The organism is uncultured Methylophaga sp. (genome assembly GCF_947259025.1).
GTDB lineage: Bacteria > Pseudomonadota > Gammaproteobacteria > Nitrosococcales > Methylophagaceae > Methylophaga.
In genome coordinates this window covers 151,271-174,778 of the sequence record NZ_CAMYKO010000006.1, presented here as the reverse complement: position 1 = coordinate 174,778, position 23,508 = coordinate 151,271, and the positions used below count along the sequence as shown (strand labels likewise).

The 23,508-nt window shown below is 48.0% G+C and carries 23 protein-coding genes and 1 pseudogene; 3 read left to right on the top strand and 21 right to left on the bottom strand.

Translation table 11 applies throughout. The features are described 5' to 3' along the window. Positions 1-37: 37 nt before the first annotated feature. The 8 genes from rseP to rpsB all read right to left on the bottom strand — a co-directional run bounded on the left by rseP (position 38) and on the right by rpsB (position 7,189). A complete protein-coding gene (rseP, locus tag Q0X64_RS10850) occupies positions 38-1,375 on the bottom strand; it encodes an RIP metalloprotease RseP (RefSeq protein ID WP_297812692.1) in 1,338 nt (445 codons plus the stop codon). After that, complete coding sequence (gene ispC / locus Q0X64_RS10845) at positions 1,375-2,550, bottom strand: 1-deoxy-D-xylulose-5-phosphate reductoisomerase (protein WP_297812690.1); 1,176 nt, start codon at positions 2,548-2,550, stop codon at positions 1,375-1,377. The genes rseP and ispC overlap by 1 nt, the downstream gene beginning before the upstream one ends. Further along, positions 2,551-3,378 carry a phosphatidate cytidylyltransferase gene (locus tag Q0X64_RS10840; protein WP_297812687.1) on the bottom strand — a complete coding sequence of 276 codons (828 nt, stop codon included), beginning with the start codon at positions 3,376-3,378 and terminating at the stop codon, positions 2,551-2,553. It lies immediately after the preceding gene. Next, positions 3,371-4,114: an isoprenyl transferase gene (locus Q0X64_RS10835; RefSeq protein ID WP_297812684.1), complete on the bottom strand. Its 744-nt coding sequence runs from the start codon at positions 4,112-4,114 to the stop codon at positions 3,371-3,373. Before Q0X64_RS10835 ends, Q0X64_RS10840 begins: the two co-directional genes overlap by 8 nt. A gap of 34 nt (positions 4,115-4,148) precedes the next feature. Continuing rightward, a complete protein-coding gene (gene frr / locus Q0X64_RS10830) occupies positions 4,149-4,706 on the bottom strand; it encodes a ribosome recycling factor (protein ID WP_297812681.1) in 558 nt (185 codons plus the stop codon). Between the two features lie 8 nt (positions 4,707-4,714). Then, positions 4,715-5,440: a UMP kinase gene (gene pyrH, locus Q0X64_RS10825; RefSeq protein WP_297812678.1), complete on the bottom strand. Its 726-nt coding sequence runs from the start codon at positions 5,438-5,440 to the stop codon at positions 4,715-4,717. Between the two features lie 3 nt (positions 5,441-5,443). Next, a complete protein-coding gene (tsf, locus tag Q0X64_RS10820) occupies positions 5,444-6,325 on the bottom strand; it encodes a translation elongation factor Ts (RefSeq protein WP_297812676.1) in 882 nt (293 codons plus the stop codon). Positions 6,326-6,436: 111 nt separating this feature from the next. Beyond that, a complete protein-coding gene (rpsB, locus tag Q0X64_RS10815; RefSeq protein ID WP_297812673.1) occupies positions 6,437-7,189 on the bottom strand; it encodes a 30S ribosomal protein S2 in 753 nt (250 codons plus the stop codon). A gap of 262 nt (positions 7,190-7,451) precedes the next feature. Here rpsB and map point away from each other — a divergent pair, with 262 nt between their 5' ends. After that, on the top strand, positions 7,452-8,222 hold the full coding sequence (gene map / locus Q0X64_RS10810; RefSeq protein WP_297812670.1) for a type I methionyl aminopeptidase: 771 nt from the start codon (positions 7,452-7,454) through the stop codon (positions 8,220-8,222). 13 nt (positions 8,223-8,235) lie between these two features. After that, entirely contained in the window at positions 8,236-10,854 is a 2,619-nt protein-coding gene (gene glnD / locus Q0X64_RS10805) for a [protein-PII] uridylyltransferase (protein ID WP_297812667.1), read from the top strand. A gap of 56 nt (positions 10,855-10,910) precedes the next feature. Here glnD and Q0X64_RS10800 read toward each other — a convergent pair whose 3' ends face one another. After that, entirely contained in the window at positions 10,911-11,177 is a 267-nt protein-coding gene (locus tag Q0X64_RS10800) for a helix-hairpin-helix domain-containing protein (RefSeq protein ID WP_297812664.1), read from the bottom strand. Positions 11,178-11,292: 115 nt separating this feature from the next. On the opposite strand from Q0X64_RS10800, the gene Q0X64_RS10795 reads away from it, so the two are divergent. Next, the gene (locus tag Q0X64_RS10795) at positions 11,293-11,664 is read left to right on the top strand and encodes a hypothetical protein (RefSeq protein ID WP_297812662.1); all 372 of its coding nucleotides are present in this window, start codon (positions 11,293-11,295) and stop codon (positions 11,662-11,664) included. A gap of 27 nt (positions 11,665-11,691) precedes the next feature. Here the strand turns inward: Q0X64_RS10795 and Q0X64_RS10790 are convergent, their stop codons facing one another. From Q0X64_RS10790 to Q0X64_RS10735, 12 genes and pseudogenes are all read right to left on the bottom strand, one after another. Further along, complete coding sequence (locus tag Q0X64_RS10790) at positions 11,692-12,651, bottom strand: DHH family phosphoesterase (RefSeq protein WP_297812659.1); 960 nt, start codon at positions 12,649-12,651, stop codon at positions 11,692-11,694. A 219-nt stretch (positions 12,652-12,870) separates the two neighbouring features. Next, the gene (cysC, locus tag Q0X64_RS10785; protein ID WP_297812656.1) at positions 12,871-13,473 is read right to left on the bottom strand and encodes an adenylyl-sulfate kinase; all 603 of its coding nucleotides are present in this window, start codon (positions 13,471-13,473) and stop codon (positions 12,871-12,873) included. A 15-nt stretch (positions 13,474-13,488) separates the two neighbouring features. Then, a complete protein-coding gene (locus Q0X64_RS10780; RefSeq protein WP_297812654.1) occupies positions 13,489-14,673 on the bottom strand; it encodes a DegT/DnrJ/EryC1/StrS aminotransferase family protein in 1,185 nt (394 codons plus the stop codon). Continuing rightward, entirely contained in the window at positions 14,673-15,284 is a 612-nt protein-coding gene (locus tag Q0X64_RS10775; RefSeq protein ID WP_297812651.1) for a sugar transferase, read from the bottom strand. The genes Q0X64_RS10780 and Q0X64_RS10775 overlap by 1 nt, the downstream gene beginning before the upstream one ends. Then, positions 15,281-16,243 carry a sulfotransferase gene (locus Q0X64_RS10770; protein ID WP_297812648.1) on the bottom strand — a complete coding sequence of 321 codons (963 nt, stop codon included), beginning with the start codon at positions 16,241-16,243 and terminating at the stop codon, positions 15,281-15,283. Before Q0X64_RS10770 ends, Q0X64_RS10775 begins: the two co-directional genes overlap by 4 nt. Beyond that, complete coding sequence (locus Q0X64_RS10765) at positions 16,240-17,031, bottom strand: hypothetical protein (RefSeq protein WP_297812646.1); 792 nt, start codon at positions 17,029-17,031, stop codon at positions 16,240-16,242. The genes Q0X64_RS10770 and Q0X64_RS10765 overlap by 4 nt, the downstream gene beginning before the upstream one ends. Positions 17,032-17,090: 59 nt before the next feature. Next, the gene (locus Q0X64_RS10760) at positions 17,091-18,272 is read right to left on the bottom strand and encodes a glycosyltransferase family 4 protein (RefSeq protein WP_297813280.1); all 1,182 of its coding nucleotides are present in this window, start codon (positions 18,270-18,272) and stop codon (positions 17,091-17,093) included. Between the two features lie 226 nt (positions 18,273-18,498). Then, positions 18,499-19,722: a glycosyltransferase gene (locus Q0X64_RS10755; protein ID WP_297812643.1), complete on the bottom strand. Its 1,224-nt coding sequence runs from the start codon at positions 19,720-19,722 to the stop codon at positions 18,499-18,501. Beyond that, positions 19,719-20,831, bottom strand: a complete 1,113-nt coding sequence (locus tag Q0X64_RS10750) for a glycosyltransferase (protein ID WP_297812640.1) — start codon at positions 20,829-20,831, stop codon at positions 19,719-19,721. The genes Q0X64_RS10755 and Q0X64_RS10750 overlap by 4 nt, the downstream gene beginning before the upstream one ends. Beyond that, positions 20,828-22,066, bottom strand: a complete 1,239-nt coding sequence (locus Q0X64_RS10745; RefSeq protein ID WP_297812638.1) for a polysaccharide deacetylase family protein — start codon at positions 22,064-22,066, stop codon at positions 20,828-20,830. The genes Q0X64_RS10750 and Q0X64_RS10745 overlap by 4 nt, the downstream gene beginning before the upstream one ends. Continuing rightward, the gene (locus tag Q0X64_RS10740) at positions 22,066-22,854 is read right to left on the bottom strand and encodes a sulfotransferase (protein WP_297813277.1); all 789 of its coding nucleotides are present in this window, start codon (positions 22,852-22,854) and stop codon (positions 22,066-22,068) included. The genes Q0X64_RS10745 and Q0X64_RS10740 overlap by 1 nt, the downstream gene beginning before the upstream one ends. Before the next feature lie 153 nt (positions 22,855-23,007). Then, positions 23,008-23,232, bottom strand: a pseudogene (locus tag Q0X64_RS10735) (DapH/DapD/GlmU-related protein); the annotation flags it as partial. Positions 23,233-23,508: the final 276 nt, after the last annotated feature.

Genomic DNA, 23,508 nt, shown 5'->3' with positions numbered 1-23,508 from the left:
CGTCGGCGAAGTGGTAAGTGTACCTGCAAAGGCGACATTATCCAAACAGTCGTGATAAATCATTGAAAAAGGCTAAAAACATCAGCATCAGCAGCAAAAACAGGCCGATTTGCTGCCCTTTCACCTGCGTTTCTTCAGATAGCGGTTTGCCCCGCACTGCCTCGATTAGAAACATCGCCAAATGCCCGCCATCCAGCATCGGGATGGGCAGCAGATTCAGAATACCCAGCGTGATGCTGATCATGGCCAGGAAGCTGACAAAACTGATCAGCCCCTGCTCGGCCGAACTTCCGGCTATCTGGGCAATGCTGATGGGACCGCCCAGGTTGTCTGTCGACACCTCGCCAGTCAGCATGCCCCACAGGCTTTTCATGGTCGAACTGGTAAATTGCCAGGTCTGAACCAGAGCCTGCGGCACTGCCTCAAGCGGGCCGTAACGCAGTTCAGCTTGCAATTCTTCGGGTAGCTGGCTGAGCTCGCTATCAACACCGGCACCGATACGACCCTGACCGTTGTCAGTCGCTTGCGGTGTCAATTGCAGACCCTGCTTTTCTCCGTTTCGGCTTATTTCGATGGTCAGTGTTTTACCTGCACTGTCTTGAATTAAGGCGACCCAGTTATTCCAGTTATCAATTTGTGCGCCATCGGCTGACAATAAGCGGTCACCCGGTATCAGCCCTGCCTTCTCTGCAGGCGAGTCTGCCACGACTTCACCGATAACCGGCTTTATATCAGGCCGCAGTGGACTGATACCCAGACGGCTCAGTAACTGACCAGCCTGATCGATCCCCAGTTTTGGCACCATCAGCAGATGGCTCAGTTCACTGCCCCCCGAGGCCACAGTGATTTGTGTCTGCTCTCCCCGTTCGGCATGAAGCATCAGGGCTTTGAACGTTGCATTCCAGGTGGGCGTATCATGGCCATCCACTTGCAGGATTTCATCCCCCGCCAGCAGCCCCGCCTCAGCTGCAATCGATGCCGGTGCCACCTCTCCGACAACTGGCTTGATACCCGGTATGCCGCTGACCAGCAGGAACCAGTAAGCCACAATCGCAAACAGCAGGTTGGCTACCGGACCGGCTAACACAATCGCTATTCGTTTCCACAGCGACTGGCGGTTGAACGCTCTGTGCAACTCATGCTCAGGCACATCCCCCTCACGCTCATCGAGCATTTTTACATAGCCACCCAGTGGGAATGGTGCAATAACAAATTCGGTACCATCCTTACCCGGACGACGCCATAGGGGTTTGCCAAAGCCAACTGAAAACCGCAGCACTTTGACACCACAGCGGCGAGCCACCCAAAAGTGACCATACTCATGAATAACAATCAGCAAGGCCAGCGCAACAATAAAAAAGAATAAAGATTGCATCAGCGCGTTAATGCCTCCGCATGACGGCGGGCCGCCGCATCGTCTGCCAGGATTTGCTGCAGACTGCCTGCATCATTTGCCGCCACCTCATTGAGCACCTGTTCTATGACCCGGGCAATATCAGTGAAGCGGATCTGCCGTTGCAGGAAGGCAGCAACGGCTACTTCATTGGCTGCATTTAAAATAGCGGTACTGGTGCCACCCGCATCCAGCGCCTGATAGGCGAGTCTCAAACAAGGAAAACGTTCAAAGTCGGCTTCGCTGAAATCCAGCCTGCCCGCCTGCACCAGATCCAGTGGCGCAACACCGGAATCGATGCGCTCAGGCCAGGCCAGGGTATTAGCAATCGGTGTACGCATATCGGGGTTGCCCATCTGTGCCAGCACGCTGCCATCATCATAATCAACCATGGAATGAATAATACTCTGGCGGTGCAACACGACATCAATCTGATCACTTTGCAGACCAAACAGCCAGTGGGCTTCAATGACTTCCAGCCCTTTGTTCATCATCGTTGCCGAATCGACCGATATTTTCTGTCCCATCGACCAGTTGGGATGCGCTACAGCCTGCTCGGGGGTCACATCTTCCAGTGTCGACAGGTCGGCATCACGAAACGGGCCACCAGAGGCGGTCAGAATGATCTTTCGAATGCCCTTGTCATTAAAGTTATAACGCTGCTCGCCGGCAACCGGCATGCACTGCCAGATGGCATTGTGTTCACTGTCGACCGGTAACAGCGTAGCCTTATTCTGCTGCACTTCATGCATAAATAAGGCGCCGCTCATGACCAGTGCTTCTTTATTTGCCAGCAGAATGCGCTTACCGGCACGGGCCGCTGCCAGGGTCGGCATCAGACCGGCTGCGCCCACAATCGCTGCTACTACATAATCAGTGTCAGCACTGGCCGCGACCTGCTCTAAAGCCGCCTCACCTGACAGAACTTGGGTCTGGCTGCCGGCCTCTGTGAGTTTGTGTTGCAGTTGCTCTGCCGCATTAGTTTCCAGCATCACGGCAATCACCGGTTGGTGCAGCTGACACTGTTCAAACATGGTATCGACTGAACCATTGGCCGTCAGCGCATAGACACTGAACTTATCGGGATGGCGCGACAGCACATCCAGGGTGCTAACCCCAATCGAACCGGTTGAGCCCAGTATAGTGACGGCTTTCATTCAGAGCCCCGCCCCCGCCAGCAGACTAACCGTGAACACCGGTAAAGCGGCCAGCAGACTATCAACCCGATCCAGGATGCCACCGTGACCAGGCAGTAACTGGCCACTGTCTTTTTTGTGATAACAGCGCTTGAAGACGCTCTCCAGCAAGTCCCCCACCACCGAGACCATCACGATAAAGACGGTCAGCAACAGCCAGCTAATGAAACTGTGACTCAGGCCACCAACAAAGAAATAAAAACCCACAGCCCAAAGCAGCGCCAGCAACTGGGCGCCAATCACACCTTCCCAGGTTTTATTGGGGCTGATAGCCACGGCCAGCTTGTGTTTACCAAAGCGCTTACCGGCAAAATAACCACCGGTATCCGCCAACCACACTGTGACCATCACAAATAGCAACAATGCCGGCCCCTGCTCCCAATTACTGTGCAGATAGCCGGCGCTGGCAACAAATCCAGTCAGAATCAACAGCATGGCAAAAAAGCCAAACAGAGGATGTTTAAATAGCTGTGAAAGACTGCCGGCAAGCGGTTTGGCAGCATAGAACACCACAACCAGGGTAGCCAGTAACCAGATCATCACTGTGCTAAACAAAATCACCGCAAAGGGTAAAAAAGCCAGACTGGTCCACCCTGTTGCAAAAGCCAGCGCCAGCAGTCCCAGCTTTGCAGGGGTAGTTTTGATATCCATCAACTGCAGCCATTCCCAGCCGGCCAGTAAGGCCACAGCGGCAAACAGCATCAACACCAGCTGACTCGGTAAAGCCAGGATGGCCCAGACAACCAGCGGCACCAGAATCGCCGCGGTAATCAAGCGCTGCTTAAGCATTAGATTTGTCCTGCAATTGTTCTGAAGTGCGGCCGAAGCGGCGCTCACGCTGCGAGAATGAGGCGATAGCGCGATCCAGTTGTTTGGCATCAAACTCCGGCCACAGCACATCTGTAAAGTAAAATTCAGTGTAAGCCATTTGCCAGAGCAGGAAGTTACTGACGCGCTGTTCGCCACCGGTGCGGATAAATAAATCCGGTTCAGCGATGGCCGCCGTGGTCAGATGCTCATTAATGGACTGTTCAGTGATGGCATCAGCAGCCAGTTCACCCTTGGCGACCTGCTGTGCCAGTTGTCGGACTGACTGGGTAATATCCCAGCGACCGCCGTAGTTTGCGGCAATATTGAGGGTCAGTCCGGTATTGTCTTCGGTCAGGCGCTGCGCCTGTTCAATCTGTTGACGCAAAGCATCAGAGAAACGCTCTAAATCGCCAATGACCTGCAGTTTGATATTGTTCTCGTGGAGTTTTTTTACCTGGTTGCTGAGGGCGTGGCTGAACAGCTCCATCAACAGTGAGACTTCTTTACCCGGCCGCCGCCAGTTTTCACTGCTGAAAGCAAACAGGCTGAGCACCTCGACACCCAGCTCAGCACAGCGTTTAACGATACCTTCGACCGCCTTAACGCCGGCTCTGTGCCCCATGAATCGGGGTTGTAAACGCTGCTTGGCCCAGCGTCCGTTGCCATCCATGATAATGGCAATATGCTTCGGAATATTAACTGCCGGGTCACTCATACGAGCGTGGGAATGAGAAAGTGCAACCGGGCGGTTACACTTCCATCAGATCCGCTTCTTTATCATTCAGGATATGATCAATTTCCTTGATGGTGGCATCGGTGAGCTTCTGGATTTCCTCCTCGGCACCGCGCTGTTCATCTTCTGAAATTTCTTTTTCCTTTAGCAGGTCTTTGAGCGTGCTGTTGGCATCACGACGGATATTACGCACAGCAACGCGGGCATTCTCGGCTTCGGCTTTGGCCACCTTGACCAAGTCACGGCGACGTTCTTCGGTCAGCGGTGGAATCGGAATGCGGATGGTCATGCCAGCACTCATCGGGTTGACACCCAGATCGGAGCTCATTATCGCCTTTTCAATCACCGGCACCATGTCTTTTTCCCAAGGTGTCACCACCAGGGTACGGGAATCTTCTACACCAACATTGCCAACCTGATTGAGCGGCACATCAGAGCCATAATAAGACACCTGAAGGTGATCAAGCAGGCTTGTGTGTGCACGTCCGGCGCGGATTTTAGCCATTTGTGAACCCAGCGCGGCTACGCTTTTCTGCATCCGGTCTTGGGCGTCTTTTTTAATTTCTTCAATCATGGTCCGTCCTATTTCACCAGAGTTCCAACATCTTCACCGTAGATAATCTTGGTTAGATTACCTTTTTTGTGCACGTCAAACACGCGCAGGGGAATTTTCTGTTCCTGGCACATGACCACGGCTGTGGTGTCCATGACCGCCAGGCGATTATTGATCACTTCATCGTAGCTCAGTTCGTTGTAGCGAACCGCATCGGGGTTGGTCCGGGGATCATCGTTGTAAACGCCGTCTACCTGAGTGGCTTTCAGCATCAGTTCGGCACCGACTTCCACCGCTCGCAGACTGGCTGCAGAATCTGTGGTGAAAAACGGATTGCCGGTACCGGCAGCAAAGATCACCACCCGGCCTTTTTCCAGGTGACGAATCGCCCGGCGACGCAGATAGTCTTCGCAGACTTCATGAATACGAATCGCCGACATCACCCGGCAGAAGGTACCGTTGCGCTCCAGTGCATCCTGCAGCGCCAGGGCATTCATCACGGTCGCCAGCATGCCCATATGATCGCCACTGACGCGATCCATGCCACTGGCAGCCAAGCCGGCACCCCGGAAAATATTACCGCCACCGATGACGATGCCGAGCTCAACGCCTTGGGCGTTGAGCTCAGAGATCTCATTGGCAAACCGGGAAATCACTTCTGGTTGAATGCCGTATTCGGCATCGCCCATTAAAGCTTCGCCACTCAGTTTGAGCAATACACGCTTGTAGACTGGCTGATTTCCCGCTTCGCTCATTAATTACTCCCCTCTGGCTTGCGCCATTACTTCTTCAGCAAAGTTGTCTTCGGCTTTCTCAATACCTTCACCGACTTCGTAGAAAGCAAAGTTTTCTACTTCTGCACCGGCTTGTTTAACCAGCTTCTCAACTGTCAGATCCGGATCTTTGACGAATGACTGACCCAGCAGGCTGATTTCGTTGACGAACTTCGCCATACGGCCTTCGATCATTTTTTCAATGATGTTGTCAGGTTTGCCACTGTCTTTGGCCTGAGTCGCGACAATATCACGCTCTTTATCCAGCAGTTCCTGAGGCAGATCCGCCGGAGAAACGGCTTGCGGACGGCTGGCAGCCACATGCATTGCCAGGTCACGGGCCAGGTCTTCGTTACCCGCTTTGACGCTAACCATGGTGCCGATACGATCGCCGTGGCGGTAGAAACCGATCAGGCCATCATCTGTAGACAGGGTGGTAAAACGACGTACCTGGATGTTTTCACCGATTTTAGCCACCAGCGCCTGACGCTTGGTTTCCACGGTTTCACCTGAATCCAGGGTAATGTCTTTCAGGGTGTCGAGATCAGCTGGTTGTTCTGCCAGTGCTTTCTGCGCTACTTCGTTGACGAAGTTGACGAAATCATCAGCCTTGGCCACAAAGTCAGTTTCAGAGTTCACTTCCAGCATGATGGCGTTTTTACCATCTTGGCTGACTTCAATCGCGATCAGGCCTTCCGCGGCAACGCGGTCCGCTTTTTTGTCGGCTTTTGCCAGGCCGGCTTTACGCATTTCTTCCACCGCCAGTTCGATATCACCGTCGGCTTCAACCAGTGCTTTCTTGCACTCCATCATGCCTGAGCCGGTACGCTCACGCAGTTCTTTTACTAAAGCTGCAGTAATTGCCATTGTTCTAACCTTTCAAATCTGTATGTTTTTATGACAACCCGGCAAATCCGGGCCACATATACAACACAGGCCCGCCCTGATGGGCGAGCCTGCTGCTTCTGTCAGTAGAGATTACTCGCTGGCTTGTTCAGCACTTTCTTCAGCAACTTCTACAAATTCTTCACCGGCATCTGCGGTGGTTACGGAAGCACGACCTTCCAGAATGGCATCTGCCATGTTCGCAGTGTAAAGACGAATCGCACGCATGGAGTCGTCGTTACCCGGAATCACATAGTCGATACCGTCTGGGTCGCTGTTGCTGTCGACCACGGCAATAACCGGGATACCCAGCTTCTTGGCTTCTTTAACCGCGATGCGTTCGTGATCGACGTCGATGACGAACATCGCATCAGGCAGACCACCCATTTTCTGAATACCGCCGATGCTTTTTTCCAGCTTGTCTTTTTCGCGGGTCAGGTCCAGGACTTCTTTCTTTTTCAGACCTTCAGTTTTGCCTGACTCGATCATTTCCTGAATCGCTTCCAGACGTTTGATTGACTGACGTACGGTCTGGTAGTTGGTCAGCATACCGCCCAACCAGCGACGGTTTACGAACGGCATACCTGCACGTTCTGCGTCATCACGGATGGGGTCCTGTGCTGCACGCTTGGTGCCGACAAACAGGATGCGACCTTTCTGTGAAGCCAGTTTGCTCACGTAGTTCAACGCGTCGTTGAACAGAGGCAGACTCTCTTCCAGGTTAATGATATGAATGTTGTTACGCTTACCAAAAATGTAAGGACCCATTTTTGGATTCCAGTAGCGGGTCTGGTGACCGAAGTGTACGCCTGCTTCAAGCATTTGGCGCATAGTTGTTTTAGCCATGTTTATACCTATTAAATACGGGGTTTAGCCTCCATGTACCCCAGTTGTCGACTGTTCGAGCCTTTCGACAGCACCCCGACAACTGTGTCGGCACATGTGTGATTTTGCCCTCTCAGGGGCGCGCATATTATTCCACAATTGCAATCTAAAACAAAGCCGAATCATCAAGTCATTAAAGCTTCACTGGTTAGCTACCGTGATTTGCGGCACACTATAGGCTTAGCAATGAATACGTCCAACCTCAAACCAAGCGGGAATTTAGATGGCAGTCAGCATTAAAACTGCAGATGAAATAGAAAAAATGCGCGTTGCCGGCCAGTTGGCCGCCGATGTGCTGATGATGATCACGCCGCACGTCAAAGCCGGTATCACCACCGATGAACTGAACCAGATCTGTCACGACTACATCGTCAACGAGCAGAAAGCGGTGCCGGCGCCTTTGAACTACCATGGTTTTCCCAAGTCAGTCTGTACCTCGGTCAACCATGTGATTTGTCACGGTATCCCCGGTGAGAAAAAGCTCAAGGACGGCGACATCATTAATATAGATGTGACCGTTATCAAAGATGGTTACCACGGCGACACCAGTAAGATGTTCCATGTTGGTAAAACCTCGATCCTGGCTGAACGGCTGTGTCGTGTCGCCCGGGAATCCATGCTGGTTGGCATCGATATGGTCAAACCCGGCGTGCGTCTGGGGGATATCGGCCACGCTATCCAGCAGCATGCCGAGAATGAGAATTTTTCGGTGGTGCGTGAATACTGCGGTCACGGTATCGGAACCGTATTCCACGAAGAGCCTCAGGTACTGCACTATGGCACGCCCGGCACCGGAATGGAGCTCAAAGAAGGCATGACTTTCACCATTGAACCGATGATTAATGCCGGTAAGCGTCATGTCAGACAATTACCCGATGGCTGGACGGTGGTAACCAAAGACCGCTCGCTGTCGGCCCAGTGGGAACACACTATTCTCGTCACCGAAAACGGCCATGAAGTGTTGACCCAACGCAGCGAAGAAGACGACATCTGAGTCAGGTCATTTAATGTCTCAACAAGCCATTTCTATCTGGGAAGTCGGCAACCTGGTAATGCCACCGGATGCCGAGGTCAACAGTGCCATGTGCCGGCAGGCACTGAAACAGAGCCAGGAACATCTCAAACAACTGTTCGAACAGGGCGAGCCGGTCATTGAACTGGTCCACCAGCGCTCGGATTTTGTCGATGAGATCCTGCAGCAGATCTGGCAACAGTATATTGATGACGATACCCCGGTCAGTCTGGTTGCGGTCGGTGGTTACGGCCGGGGGGAACTGCATCCCTACTCCGATGTGGATTTGCTGATCCTGCTGGATGAATCGGTGTCCGAAGCACCGCCGCAGTCCTTGTCGGACTTTCTGACGCAGCTATGGGATGTGGGACTGGAAATCGGCCACAGTGTCAGAACCATCCAGGAATGCCGGCAACAGGCCGAAGAAGACATTACCATTGCCACCAACCTGCTGGAAGCGCGTTATCTTTGTGGCCACGAAAGCCTGTTTGAATCCCTGCAGAACCTGACGGTCACCAACAAAACCTGGGACACCCGCCGCTTTTTTGAACTCAAGCGCCAGGAACAGGTAGAGCGGCATCAGAAGTATAACGACACCGCTAATAACCTCGAACCCAACTTGAAAGAGTCACCGGGTGGCCTGCGTGATATTCAGGTAGTTAACTGGGTCGCCCAGCAGCACTTTGATGTGATTGACCTGGAAGGCCTGAGGCAAAAAGGCTTTCTCGCCAACAGCGAATACGAAACCCTGCTCAGTGGCCAGGAGTTCCTGTGGACCGTGCGCTTTGCGCTGCATCATCTGGCCGGTCGTAAACAGGAAAAGCTGATGATCGACCATCAGCGCGAACTGGCCAAGCAACTGGGTTACAAAGATAGTGACTCCCGGCTGGCGGTAGAAAAGTTCATGAAAGATTATTACCGCTGCGCCCGCTCGGTCAGTCAGATGAACAGTCTCTTGCTGCAATTGTTTGAAGAGACCATCATCCTGGCCGATGAAGACCGCGATATCCGCGTTATCAACCGTCGATTTCAGTCACATAACGGCTATCTGGAAACGATTAATCCGGGCATTTTCGCCTATTACCCCTATGCCCTGCTGGAAGTGTTTCTGCTGTTGCAGCAAAATCCTCAGCTCAAGGGAGTACGCGCCGCTACCATTCGGCAGATTCATGCGCATTTGCACCTGATCGATGACAAGTTTCGCCGGGATCTGCGTAACCGCAGCCTGTTTATGGAAATCATCCGCCAGCCCAAAGGCGTGACCCATGAATTCCGGCGCATGAATGAACTCGATGTACTGGGCGCTTATCTGCCCGAGTTCGGCCGCATTGTCGGCCAGATGCAACATGATCTGTTTCATATCTACACCGTCGATGAGCACACTTTGTTTCTGGTCGGCAACCTGCGCCGTTTTTCCTGTGAAGAGTTCAAGGATGAGTTTCCGCTCTGTTCGGAAATCTTCTACCAGTTGCCCAAGCCGGAACTGCTCTATATTGCCGGTATCTATCATGATATCGCCAAGGGTCGTGGCGGCGACCACAGCGTGCTGGGCGTGGTTGATGCCACCGCCTTCTGTCAGCGTCACAGCCTGAGCTCGCATGATACGAACCTCATCTGCTTCCTGGTCCGTCAGCACCTGGCCATGTCAGCAACAGCCCAGAAAAAAGATCTGGAAGACCCGGATGTGATCAGAAAATTTGCCGAACTGGTGCAAACCACCGACAGGTTGAATTATCTTTACCTGCTTACCGTGGCCGATATTCGGGCTACCAACAATAACCTCTGGAATGGCTGGCGTGACTCTTTGCTCAAACAGCTCTATCACAGTACCCGCCAGTGGATTGAACACACCGAGGCGCAGGCCAAGAGCACCCGCGAAAAAAGTTATAAAAAATACCAGGAAGCGATGCAGCAATTGCTGGACAGAGGCCGTCACCAGCAGGACATCAGCCATCTATGGCAAGCCTATGATCTGGAATATTTCCTGCGCCACTCGGTCGATGAACTGATCTGGCAAACGGAGCAAAGGCTCGATCATGCCGGTGAAGATCCGCTGATTGCCCTGCGTACCCACAATGACAAGCAGACGCTGGAGATTTTCATTGTCGGCAAGGATCGTCCAGGTATCTTCGCCGCTATCACCTCATCGCTGGAGCAGTGCCAGCTCAATGTGCTGGACGCTAAAATCAATGTCACCAGCGAGCAGGATGCGTTAAACACGTTCATCGTTAATGGTGAAACGCTGGAATCCGGTGAAATTATCAGTGCCCTCAGGCGGCAACTGGCTAAAACCGGTGATATCAAGCCCTACTGCCCGGTCATCACGCCGCGCACGATGAAGCTGTTTAAAACCCAGCCCAATATCGAGTTTGATATCAATACCCAGCAGAACCATACCGTCATGTCGCTCTATACCCATGACCGGCCCGGCCTGGTCTCTGCTGTGGCTCAGGTATTTCTGGCTTGTGAAATTCAGCTGATCAACGCCAAAATCAATACCCTCGGTGATCAAGTGGAAGACGTGTTCTTCATCACCACACAGGATGATGGTGCACTCAGTGAAGAGCAGGAAGAAACGCTGAAAGCGCGCCTGCTGGAGAGTTTATCCCATTAAAAAACGGCATGGCCCTGACCGGCCATGCCGTTTTCAAATAAGTATGACTTTGCTGACTATTCAGCGACCGTCACATCGTCAGACAAGCTCTGTAATTTCTTATCGCCAATACCTGTGACGCTTTTGAGCTCCTGAACACTGTCAAAGCCCTCATTCGCCTGACGGTATTCAATAATCGCCGATGCTGTTGCCGGCCCCACGCCATCAAGCATCTGCAATTGCTCCGCCGAGGCCGTATTCAAATTGATTTTGTCAGCCGCGAAAACCGGGCCAAAAGAAAACATCAAAGCTGCGAAAGCAGCCAGAAAGGTTTGCTTTAACATTATGAACTCCTTGTCATTATTCCATTAAATCGCTCACCCTGAGCGACGGTTTCAGCCTAATGCATCCGGCAATTGGTTTGCAAGTCTTTGAAGCGCTTTTTCTTTATGATGCTTCATGAGAAAAGCTCTTTTCAAACTTCTTGAGTCGGCACTTCTGGTCATCCTAAGTGCACACGAAGGATTTTATCCCAGCACTGGGAAAGATGCCTCCACTCCGGTCGGCATGACATACCCCGACTGCATTCCTCACACTGTCATCCTGAGCGGAGCCGAAGAACCTCATTCCAACACTAGCAAAGATGCCTCCGCTACGGTCGGCATGACAGAATCGGGAATGCATCCCCACCTTGTCATCCTGAGCGGAGCCGAAGGATCTCATCCCAACACTGGAAAAGATGCCTCCGCGCCGGTCGGCATGACAGAACCGCCAGTGCGTGCTCCATCCTGTCATCCTGAGCCTGCCGAAGGATCTCTTCCCCATCAATGATCCAGCTCGCACTGTACCTAAAAAGCATCAACCGTAACGCTTTTCCATCAAGTCAATCAGCGCTGAAATTTCAGACTCAGGTAAAGCATTGATACCAGCCGCACCTTTCCTCCCACCACCGGTATCAAACTGACTGGCGACTTCATCAGCCCCTTCCAGTTGATTCTGCGGAGCCCGGATACTGACAAGATAATCCCCATCCGCTTTTTCAGTCAGAATCACATGTGCCCGGTCTGGATTCTCGTTACTCAACTGATTACTAAAGACGCCACTGACACGTCTGGACCAGGTCTGGTTGGGCAGCATTAGTGCGCCGACCGAGGCAGTCTGATGGAATAAAGTTTCCGATCTAGCCGAGGCTACATCCTGTTCAAATCCATTTTTTAACGTCTGGAAAACGGCCTTGTTCTGCTCAATAAAATCAAAAGGCGAACTGAACTGGACACATTCCCGATAAAGATCAGCAGGATGATAGAACAGGTCATCCAGACTGGCCCCATAACCGTTATAGTTCAAATAAATACCCAGTTCCTGTAGTGCAGATGATTGTTGCTCACTCAAACCTTGCTGTTTCGCCAATTCATCAGCTACTAGGGTCAGATTATCTCCATAAGCCGCCGTGATGGCCCACAAATGAAACCTTCCTTTGAGATATTTATCAACGATCAGCGCCGTACAGGCAGACGGTGACGGCTCAATATGTGCCGACAGGTTGGGATGCTCAGGAATATCACCAGATTTGTGATGATCGGCATAAAAGACCCTGGCACCATCGGAAAGAATCCGCCGCAGATCGTCCTGATTTTTCTGCATCGAAATATCAAGCACACTGACTTCATCCTCATTACCAGCTTCTACACGCTGTAAGAGGTTGATGTCCCGTTTGATACCGGTCACCAACCGTGACTCTCTGGGCTCTGACAAGCGCAATTGAACCAGTGAGCAAATACCATCGGCATCGCCGTTAAAAACATCAAAATAAGTCATTGAGTAGAGTCGTTAATAAACAGAAATTTAACCTTAGCCAGATTTGATACGTGTAGATGCAAAGTGATAACAAGGAATCCGTTCACCTCACCCTGTCATCTTGAGCGAAGCCGAAGGATCTCCTCCCAACACGGGAAAAGATACCTCCATTCCGGTCGGCATGACAGTCCTGCTTTGCCATCCACACCCTCGTCATCCTGAGCGGAGCCCGAGGATCTACTAATCGTGAATAATGTGTTTTTCCCTCAGGTATTTAATCACCTGTTCAGCACAGGCCTCGACATCACACTCAGCTGTATTCAGCGTAATTTCGGGGGACTCCGGTGGCTCATAGGCCGAGTCTATGCCTGTAAAGTTTTTGATGTTTCCCTGACGAGCTTTTTTGTACAGTCCCTTAGGGTCGCGCTCTTCACAAACACTGAGCGGCGTCGCCATGTGAATTTCAACAAATTCCCCTTCAGAGACCAGTTCTCTAACCATTTTCCTGTCAGAGCGAAAGGGAGAAATGAAAGCACTTAAGACTATCAAACCGGCATCGGCAAATAATTTCGACATCTCACCAATGCGACGGATATTTTCTACCCTGTCGGCATCGCCGAAACCCAAATCTTTATTCAGGCCATGACGGACATTATCACCATCCAATAAATAAGTATGATGGCCTAGTTTGAAGAGCTTCTTTTCAACAGCATTGGCAGTAGTTGACTTCCCTGATGCGCTCAGCCCCGTGAACCACAAAATACAAGGTTTCTGCCGCTTCTGCTCTGCTCTATTCGTCCTATTGATGTTGTGGCGTTGCCAAACTATATTCTGATCAACCAAAGTCGTTTTTCTCTGTTAATGATTATTTTCTTTTTGAGCCATCTTGGCGACCTCACCGATGACATCGCAGACGTTTTGAATCTCTGACTCAGTGATTGTTGGATGAACTAGGAACATCAGAGATGTCTCACCCAGCGTCTGGGCCTGAGGCAATGGCGCTGTGGGTCTTAAATCACCCGTTTCAAATGCTTTTTCTTGATAAACCTCAGAACAAGAACCCGAAAAGCATGGCACCCCCAGACGCTGGATTTCTTCCATCATTCGGTCTCTGCTCCATCCCTGTTCAAGTTCATCTGGTCTGACAAAAATATAGGCTTTGTATGCAGCATGCTCAATGTGTTCGGGCACTTCCGGGACTCTAAAAACAGGATACTCTGATGCTGTCCCCCAAATTCGTTTTGCATTGTTTTGACGGGCCTCAGTCCAGGTACTCATTCTCCGTAACTGGATAAGACCGATAGCCGCCTGCATTTCGGTCATCCTGTAGTTCGTCCCAAACGACGTATGTAACCATCTGAATCCTGGAGGGTGCGATTTGTTATAAATCGCATCGTAAGATTTGCCATGGTCTTTGAATGACCACATCTTTTTCCAGAGTGCTTCTGAGTTGGTGGTCACCATGCCACCTTCGCCGCCCGTGGTCATGATTTTGTCTTGGCAGAAAGACCAACAACCGACATCACCAATGGACCCCACTGGCTGATTTTTATACTTTGCCCCATGCGCCTGGGCACAATCTTCAATCACTTTGAGGCCATTTGTACTAGCCAACTCCATGATGTCATCCATATCGCAGGGCCACCCAGCGAGGTGCACGCAAATAATCGCTTTAGTCTTATCAGAGAGTACTTCGCTAATACTCTCAGCCGAAATGTTCTGTGAGTCGGGGTCAACGTCTGCAAAGACAGGTTTGGCACCGAGCAAGACAATGCTAGACACCGAAGCAATGAATGTTCTTGATGTGACCACCACTTCATCGCCAGGTCCTACACCCAAGGCTCGCAAGGCCACGTCCAGGGCCAATGTACCATTAGCCAGAGCTATAGCATGGGGCACTCTGGTCCACTCTGCGAAAGCGGCTTCAAATTCCCGGCACCTTGTTCCTGTCCAGTAGTTGACCTTATTAGACAACAACACTTCACTGACAGCATCAGCTTCCTCCTGTGTGAAAGAGGGCCAGGGAGAAAATATTTGAGTCATTACTTAAAAACCGTTTTCCAGATATAGGCAATATCTTTTTTCAGAGACCACTGCCTGATGTATTCAAGATTGATACGCACTTTATCCGGCCAGATAACCTCGGCATTATATTTCTCAGGATTATCGACCGACGCGAGCAATGCTTCTTCATTATGATATTTCAATGTGGCAGGTCCGGTAATGCCTGGCCGGATAGTCAATATCTCACGCTCCTCACCCTTCAGACGATCCGCAAAGCCCTCGACATCGGGTCTGGGACCTACAAAACTCATATCACCAACCCATACATTCCAAAGCTGAGGAAGCTCATCAATTTTAGTCTTTCGAAAAAATCGTCCCAAACCTGTAATGCGCGGGTCATTAATTGTAGTAACAGTGGAGTTGACATCTTTCAATGGTCGCATCGTCTTGATTTTGTAGACGCGAAACCGCCGTCCGTCCTTCCCAATGCGATTCTGGACAAAAAAACCATTACTACGCGTATTCAAACTAGCAGCAGACCAAGCCAAGACGATTAACCACCAGAAGGCAACTAATCCCATGCTGGCTAACAAAAAATCAAAAATCCTCTTTCCAAGAGCTTGCTTGTCTGACAGGCCTGTAGACATCATGGGGTTGCCCCCAACTTTCCATATTTTTGCTCCAACCCAGCCAAAGCCTGCTGAATTTTCAGAGCATCAATGTCATTGTCACAATCAGCCATTTTGTAAGTAAAAGAGTCTGGTAGTGGAAATTTAAGCTCAACCTCAACCCCTTGGCTCAGACACCAATCATGGATACGCTTTATCTCATTGGTTGGGCTGCGACAAAAATCTTCATAATTTACGCTCAGCATGTTGCTTGAGCATGCTGCATCATCCAGTCTGCGATTCAACCAATAAACTTGTGCAGCCACCCACTCATGCTGGGAGGCTCCCCTCAAATCGTGACACTCTCTGGGGATGACAGAAAAGCTATCTTTCCTACTTTCTCGCATTGATTTCAATAAAGATAGACCGTTTGACACCGGGTCACGACGCAGGCGAATGAGTACTGCTTCCGGGAATGCCTCGTGAACCCTATCCGGAATCAGTGAATGACCAATGTATGTTGATACAAAGGGTTGACCAGCAGGCTTGAGCGAGGCTATGACATGCCTCAAATAAGCAACCCTCCGTTGCAGTTTTTTCTCGCTCCCCCTTTCTGCGTTCTTATCTGATAGTTCTGCGCCTAACCACCGCTGCCAGAAACGCATTCCTTCAGCTGGCCCGTCAATACCAGGGACAAAACCATGGCTGGATTGAAAACCTGAACGGTGCTTGGCTGCATAACAAGCAGAGATGCGCCCTCCAAGCAAAGGAAGTTGATATAAAAGATTCCAGACATTGGAAAGGTACTGAACTGCTAGTCCATGGCTAATAGCCTGGTAGAGGACAGTAGACCCGCTCCGTGGGAGTGCCATCACAAAAATAGCTTGAACTTTTTGACTGTCCGACTTAACCAGAAAAGGCCTTTCAATAAATTGAAAAACCCACAATGGAACGGCTTGAATTATCCGCGCAAGCCCAACGAGAAACGAAGATCTGGTCATCCTCCTGACTCACTCTGTCTTCTGATGCTTTCTTGTCTAAGCAATACACTAGCTTTTCTGAATAAATTAAGGGGTAGGCGATAAATGACATTGCGAAATGGGTATGCAAGTTTTATCGCTAAACCTAACCAATTTCGGTAAACCACGTGAAGTCTAGAGTAAGCTTTTCTGTAGTTAAACTTTCGCATGAGAAAATCATGGATATTTGTATCATGGCTCAAACTTCTTGCTCCATCTGAGACATACTTAAACCCTCTGACGTCAAGGTAGTGCAACTCCATTTCATGAAACAGTAAGTAGCCCGCAAATTTTTTCATGGCATCAGGTTCAAGCCACATTGAAACGAAAAAGCACGTATCACTCTCAATATAGTTCTCAGAGAATGCCACCAAACGGTCAGTTTCACGTTCAAAAATTCCCCACCATTCAGTTTGTTTGGGTAAGTTTTGTACAGCCTCGCAAAAATCAGTTTCGCTGAGCATTGGTTCATGGGTGTCATAACGCTCATATGAACGCCGATAAACAGGGTACCCATCATCAATTATTCTTTGCAGGGAAACGGCTTTTGCGAAATATAGTTCTGATGCCTTGCGAATCGAATAACGTGTTTTTTTTGGTAAATTCACCATCGCTTCAGGCCTGTCTTTAATCACATGCCACCATGGTGAGATACTCAACTCATCAAAATCACTTTCCCAACGTATCAAAAAGCCTTTCTTATTTTTTAAAAGGTTTTCGGCTTCACTTTCTGAAAACTCAGCAAGATTCTCAGGAGGACTGAGAGGCATCAATGCTCCGGCGTTAGTGCGCCACAAGACTTTTCTAGCAGTAAAAGACCTGTAACCGATCACGCCTGACTTCTCGTATTTAATATGATTGAATTCAACTTCAAAGCAATGTTTTGATATTCATGGTTTTTTATTACGGCTTCTCTTCCGTTCTGCCCTATTTTTTCTCGTAACTTGGGAGACATCTCTTTGAATTGCAAAATACCCTCCGCCAGTGCCTGAGGCGACTCCGCAGTCACTGTAAGACCACACTGGTAACGGGAAATGAGATCATAACCGCCAGAGTACGCATTCAAAACGGGCTTACCAGCATACAAGTAATCAAATAGTTTATTGGCAGCAATACCGTGGTTATAAAGCTTGCTATCCCGCCAGCAAATCAGACATAAATCTGAGTTCCTGAGCACTGACTGCACTTGGTTTTTGGCTACAGCTCCCCAAAAATGGACATTCTTCAGGTTCCTGTCACGCGCCTCTTGCTCGAGCTTTTCCTGCAAGCGACCACGACCTACAATATTGAAGTGAACACCTGCAGAATCCTTTAATAATTCTGCTGCATCAATCAGAGTGTCTAAAGAGTTAGCCTCACCTATTGCACCAGTGTATGTAAGAGAAAACTCCTGATGTCTTAAAGACTCTAAAATTTCCTTGCTGGCGGGTTTAATCGTGTTCAACTCGAATTCTGAAAAACCATTTGGAATCCAGTTAAATTTCTCGGCGAGCATGCCGCGTGACTTAGCATGTTCAACTGCTCCTTCCAGATTGGAAATAACATTTGAAGACTTGCTGTATGCAAAGTCTTCAATCCACTGCATAAATCGAATAAAAGGATGCTTTTGTGAAAAGCCCCCCAAAAGTGTCAAGGTCAGTGGCCAAATGTCGCGAACCTCAAAAATCAATTTTGCCCGATTTTTTTTTGCCAAATAGTGTGCACCCAAATAACCAATCAAAGACGGGGATGAGTAGATAATAATGTCAGGTTTTTCGTCCAGCTTTTTCGGCAGCTTGCGGATTCTCCAGGCAAACTCAAACCAATTTAAAACTCTCTTTTTATCATGTGCATGCTTATATTTGTGTACATTGATTCTATGGAACTGAAACCCCTCAAACTCCTCAGTTTCTGGGGCATTATCAGCAGCGATCTCATCTCTGGTTCCATGTGTCCACCTTGCAGAGATCAATGTAACCTTATGCCCTATGTTTGAAAGCTCTCGGGACAAGTGTCTGTGCCTCCCCCCCATTCCAGTTGAAGGGAGTGAGCCGTACTGATTAATTATCCAAATGACTTTGTGACTAGATGCATTCACAGGTCTTAGTATTCTCATTTTGGGAGGGTAACGACTTCATGTAAATCTAGGGTTTTAGGAAAAGCCTTTTCACTATGCCCATTTTCACTCTCTAGCAAACTATTCAAATATCTCAGTTATGATCAGGATTCAAAGGCCATAAAAATAGCCTCGTTTGTTCTTATCGTCTATCTGATAAGAGATCAACCAATCGTTTAGTGTTGATTTCCAAATTAAAATTCTCAGTAATACGTGTCAGCCCAGATCTTGCCCAATAATTGCAAAAAGATTCACATCCAACCATGTTGTCTATCTCTTCAGCAAGCACAGAGCTATCTCCTGCAGTGACCAAGCAACCAAACTCACTGCCGGTCATAGAATCCTCCAGTAACTCCGGAATACCTCCTGTCCTGGTAGATATCACAGGGACTTGATGAGACATCGCTTCCATCAAACTGACGGGAATCCCTTCATGGATACCATTGCCTAAATCCAAACTTGGCAATACCACCAAGTCAACTTCTTTATTTTCGTACATCGTGATTAAGTTATTATGTGGTACGTGGCCCAAGAAGCTTATTTTTTCAGCAACACCTAATTTTGTTGCCTGGGTCTCCAGCTTTTCACGTAACTCACCATCCCCAGCGAGCAGCAATCGAACTTTTTCTGCTCGTTTCATTTTTGACATAGCCTCAATGAGATATTTGTGCCCTTTCACGGGAATCAAGTTAGCCGGGCAAAGTATCGTAAACAATGATCGAGAAGCACCAACCAAGCTTGGCTTGGGCTGCTCAGTCACAGGCGGGACAGATACTCCCATGTGCAATATCTTTACTTTTGAATCATTGAGCTTCGCTCTGGCTCTGGCTAACTCAACACCACTTATTGAAATAAACCGAACGAATGAAGCATCCTGGCATTTTAATTCCAAAAGATTATTGGTAACGATATCACCTCTGTGAGCTGTGCAACTCCAGGGAATGCCTGTTAGACGACTTATTACCATAGCCAGTGTCGCTGAAGTTGTCATCCAGTGGGCGTAGATGTGCTCTATGTTTCTCTGCTTTAGTTGCTTTGAGAGCCAGATAGCTTTTGGCAGAACCAAGTAGTTTTTGACTGTATTCCAAATATTGGTATCAGTGACCAATTTGAATAAGGATAAGACCTTAGCTGGCGATTGAATGAGCAATGAAAAAAAGGCTGAGACAACACTTAATGACAAAGATGGCTGGGCCAAAAGACTGACACGCTCATGTAATTGAAACCGGTTTGGGTTTCCAGGACGCAACTGTGTTGGGATTAGCAAAACATCCACTGCTTCCTCTGATAGGGCGTTAGCTTCAGTTATTACAAAACTTTCACCTTTACCATATGGTGCAGAGCTTGATATAACCGCCAGCCTCATAAGGCTAATACTCTCTCAAAGAACTTTAATCTTTTAGCTTCTTTTTCAGATGCAGCTAAATGTTCTTCGGCATAGCGCCTGGCAGAAGTTCTGATATCAGAGTTAGCAAAAACATTTCCAACGAAAGTACGTATAGCATCTATGCTTGAAGTAACGTTGTGTTCCGTATTAGCAATCCTGAAATAAAAAACCTGTTCAGACTCGATATCAGGATCTTCGCTAGCGGCGAGTACTGGAATTCCTTGAGCCAAATATTGACGAAGCTTTAGTGGACAGGCCTCCTGCATGCTCTTTCTGTGCAATGCAAGTGTAGAGATGCCAACATCCATATTCTTTACAACTCGCTGCGCATCGAGATTAGAGAGATAACCATGAAAAATGATATTTTCAGGCTCAGCCCTCCATTGTTTGAGACACTCCTCTTTGTTAGGACCAATAATATTAAAAGTCCATTCAGGGAAATAAGAAGCAAGTAAACCCACTTTGTCTAAGCCGTGCCATGACTGGCCTGGCGATCCGATAAAAACCAGCTGCGGTAAAGAATTCCCCGTTCTTGATAAAAACTCAAACGAATCAACTTCTACACCGTTTCCAATCACGCACCGATGCGGGGTCAAACCAGAAAAAGCTGACTTATCCCTTAATTCTCCAGTAACAAAAACCAAACCATCAGCTTTAGCCAATACCCGGTGCCTGAATAGCGTGTTAACAACACCTGTCAATACGCTTTTTTGAAGGTACTCAGCACGATCATCCGAATTGACTTCCAGAATTAACCTACCTGCATGCTGCCTGATTTTACTTAGGTTTTTTGCAGGAAATAAATAACGGCTGTAAGTTAAATCAGGTTTGATTTCTTCAAGTTGCCGAGCAACAAAATGATACTGTTTAGCTAGACGGCTCAGCCTCTGCCATTTAGAGGCTGTATCATTCGCATGTACTAAGTACTGTTGCTCTTTTCCATCAGGGTCAATAACAACACCATTGTGGTGGTGTATTTGATAAACATCATGCCCTGCAGATCGCCAATAATGTATTTGAGTTTCTATTTTGTGTTTGAGGCCTGGGTGTTTTGATAAATTTTCCCCGACTAGGTAAGCAATTTTCACGAATTAACTAACTCCTGATAAAAGAGTTTGTCTTGTTCATTCAAAAAATGGCTGTTGTGCCAGAGCATGGTGAATGTTCCACCATATTGATGGCAGCACTTTTTCAGATCTTTCATGTAGGCCAGGGTGTCGTCACTATATCCCTTGTTCATGTACTTAGCATTTAGGACAGAGGCTTCCATCATAATTAATGGTCTTTCGCGTAAGTTAAGCACTCTTTGCTTTTCAATATCAAACAGTGGGAACTCGTGGCTCGTACCACAGCGAAACCCGACATGATCGGCATAACCCAGTGTTGTGTCATAGGCAATGCCAGCGGCCTCAAGGTGTCTCGCTGTTTCTGGCGTTGACCAACGCAGGAAATGCTGGCGGGAACCAATTTCATCCTGCTTGATGCCCTCTTCATCCATGACCTGTCGAAGCTTGTCAGCTTCTTTTATCATTTGTTCAGCGTTTTTATATGTTCCATAGCTAGCATGAAGTCCAATTTCATGTCCGCGATCATAAATTCGCCGCATCAACTGTCTGATTCTTGGTTCATCAATACTATAATGCGCATCAAAAGCGGGGACTGACTGGTCTACAAGGAAATAAAAGGCCATCTTATTGCCGGCCTTTTCATTGATGTCCATCATCCAGTCAAAATTATTATTGGGATCAGCTGAATAATCCTGTTTTGCACTCTGCCAGTAATTACGCCAAGTCCGATGAAATTCGCTCGGACTTTTCCGTTTAAGCAGATCACCACCCAATTTTTTGATGAATGCACGTGGGCTTAATGTATAAAACTCATAAGGATTATCTACATCACAGGTCACAATAGTTCTGGCTTTATGCTCTTTCAGTTTAAGTTGCGGCCATTGTCGAGAGACAGACCGTCTAATGAATTCGAAGCATTCATCCACAACAGGTCTCTCAAGAATATGGCTTTGATAGGCAGAAGAGGCATTCGCAGGGAAGCGGTCATGAGTGTCTTTGTTAATAAATTGATACTCTTCCTGTCGTGTTAAGCACTTAAAAATCAGGTCAAATATATCGTATCCAGTAATCTTTTGAGTCTGCAGAGTTGGTAGAGCCAACACACGGAAATCATCAAAATCCAGATTCAGGGTTTCTTTTCCAAGTTTGATAGAAAGATTTTGTCCATCTACTAGGTATAGATCGTCAGATATATGCTGCTTAAGGAGGGAAGTAAGCCAGACTATTTCTTTTTCACTAAAAAGGACTGAAGACATTAGATCTCATAACCCAGAGCTTTTGCCTGCTCGCCAGATATAATTCTCAACTGTTCTTTCATTTCTGGCGTCCAATTTTTAAATGGAGGGAAGTCGCCTCTGGTTTGTTTATTATGTTTTTTTGATAATACTTTATTAACCCTTTTCTGAGATGGGGCTCCAGCACTGACAAAATCAAAAACATCAGCTATAACATCAGACTTTTGATTGTATAAGTCTTCAGCTCGAATTGTTATTTGCTGGTTATCAGGCACAGCTTTGAGAAAGTCCATTATCCAGCGGTTGGTCTCACTCCAAAGCCAGGCATTTTTCCCCAACTGATTCATAGAGCTCCAATCATGCCAGTACTTATCAGTGCTTCTTGGCGTAATTCTAGTATTATCTGAAGGATGTCCCCCATACCAATTCCTACGCATGCCGGACGTCACAATATCGGCAGGGTGGCGGACAAGGTGAATAAACTTCACTGATGGAATAGTTTTTTTGATTACTGGTGCAAAAAAAGTAGCCTGAGGGCTTGTCTCGACATACCCTTTTCCAGAGTTAAAAGCCTGGTTTATCAAGTCTTCCCTGACTGTCCAGAAAATACTTTCTGAGAATTCTGAGTCTTCAAATGTGCATTGATAGTTGGCTTTCGATAGTCTAAATAATTTGGGGCTTGGTTCATGCTTTACCAAAACATCTGGTGATAGATTCAACAACCTTGCAAAAGTCATCGACCCTACACGTCCAGTCGAGAGAACAAAAACGATTTCACTATTGCTTTCTTGACTTTTCCTCAGCCTCATCTTTATGGACTGAACTGTGTCCCTTGGTGAGTGGTTGTAGATATAATCTAGGTAGTTAAGAAGTCCCATTTATTCCTCAATCTCAGAAATCACTTTTTTTGCTTGTTCATAATTCAGCTCTGTGAAATCAGTTTCAAAAAAGAATTTATTTCTTCTAATTTTGTCTAGATTCCAATTCCACCATGCCACTTGAGAAAGTAATTTTATAATATCTTCTGAAAACCTATATTTGATAACTTTCGCTGGATTCCCAACAGCGATAGCAAAGTCAGGAATGGATTTTGTGACTACACTCCCAGCACCTATTACAGCTCCATCGCCTATTTTGACTCCGGATAATATTATTACTGAGTCTCCTATCCATACAGAATTACCAATACGGAGTGGGCCTTTGGAGTAACCAGCTACTGGTGTTTCACTCAATACTAAATACCTTTGAACCCAATCTTGGATATTTGGGTAACAAACTGTATGGTTACTTGCTCTTATTATTAGCCTACCCGCTATAGCGCAAAATGCACCTATTTCGCAGTTGTCTATGTATGAAGTGTTGTTAATTCTTGTGAATCTGCCGATTTTTACCCTACTACCAAGATATGTGCCTTTTGCTATGTAAACTTTGTCAGCTCTATACTTCTGATATTGAAATATTTT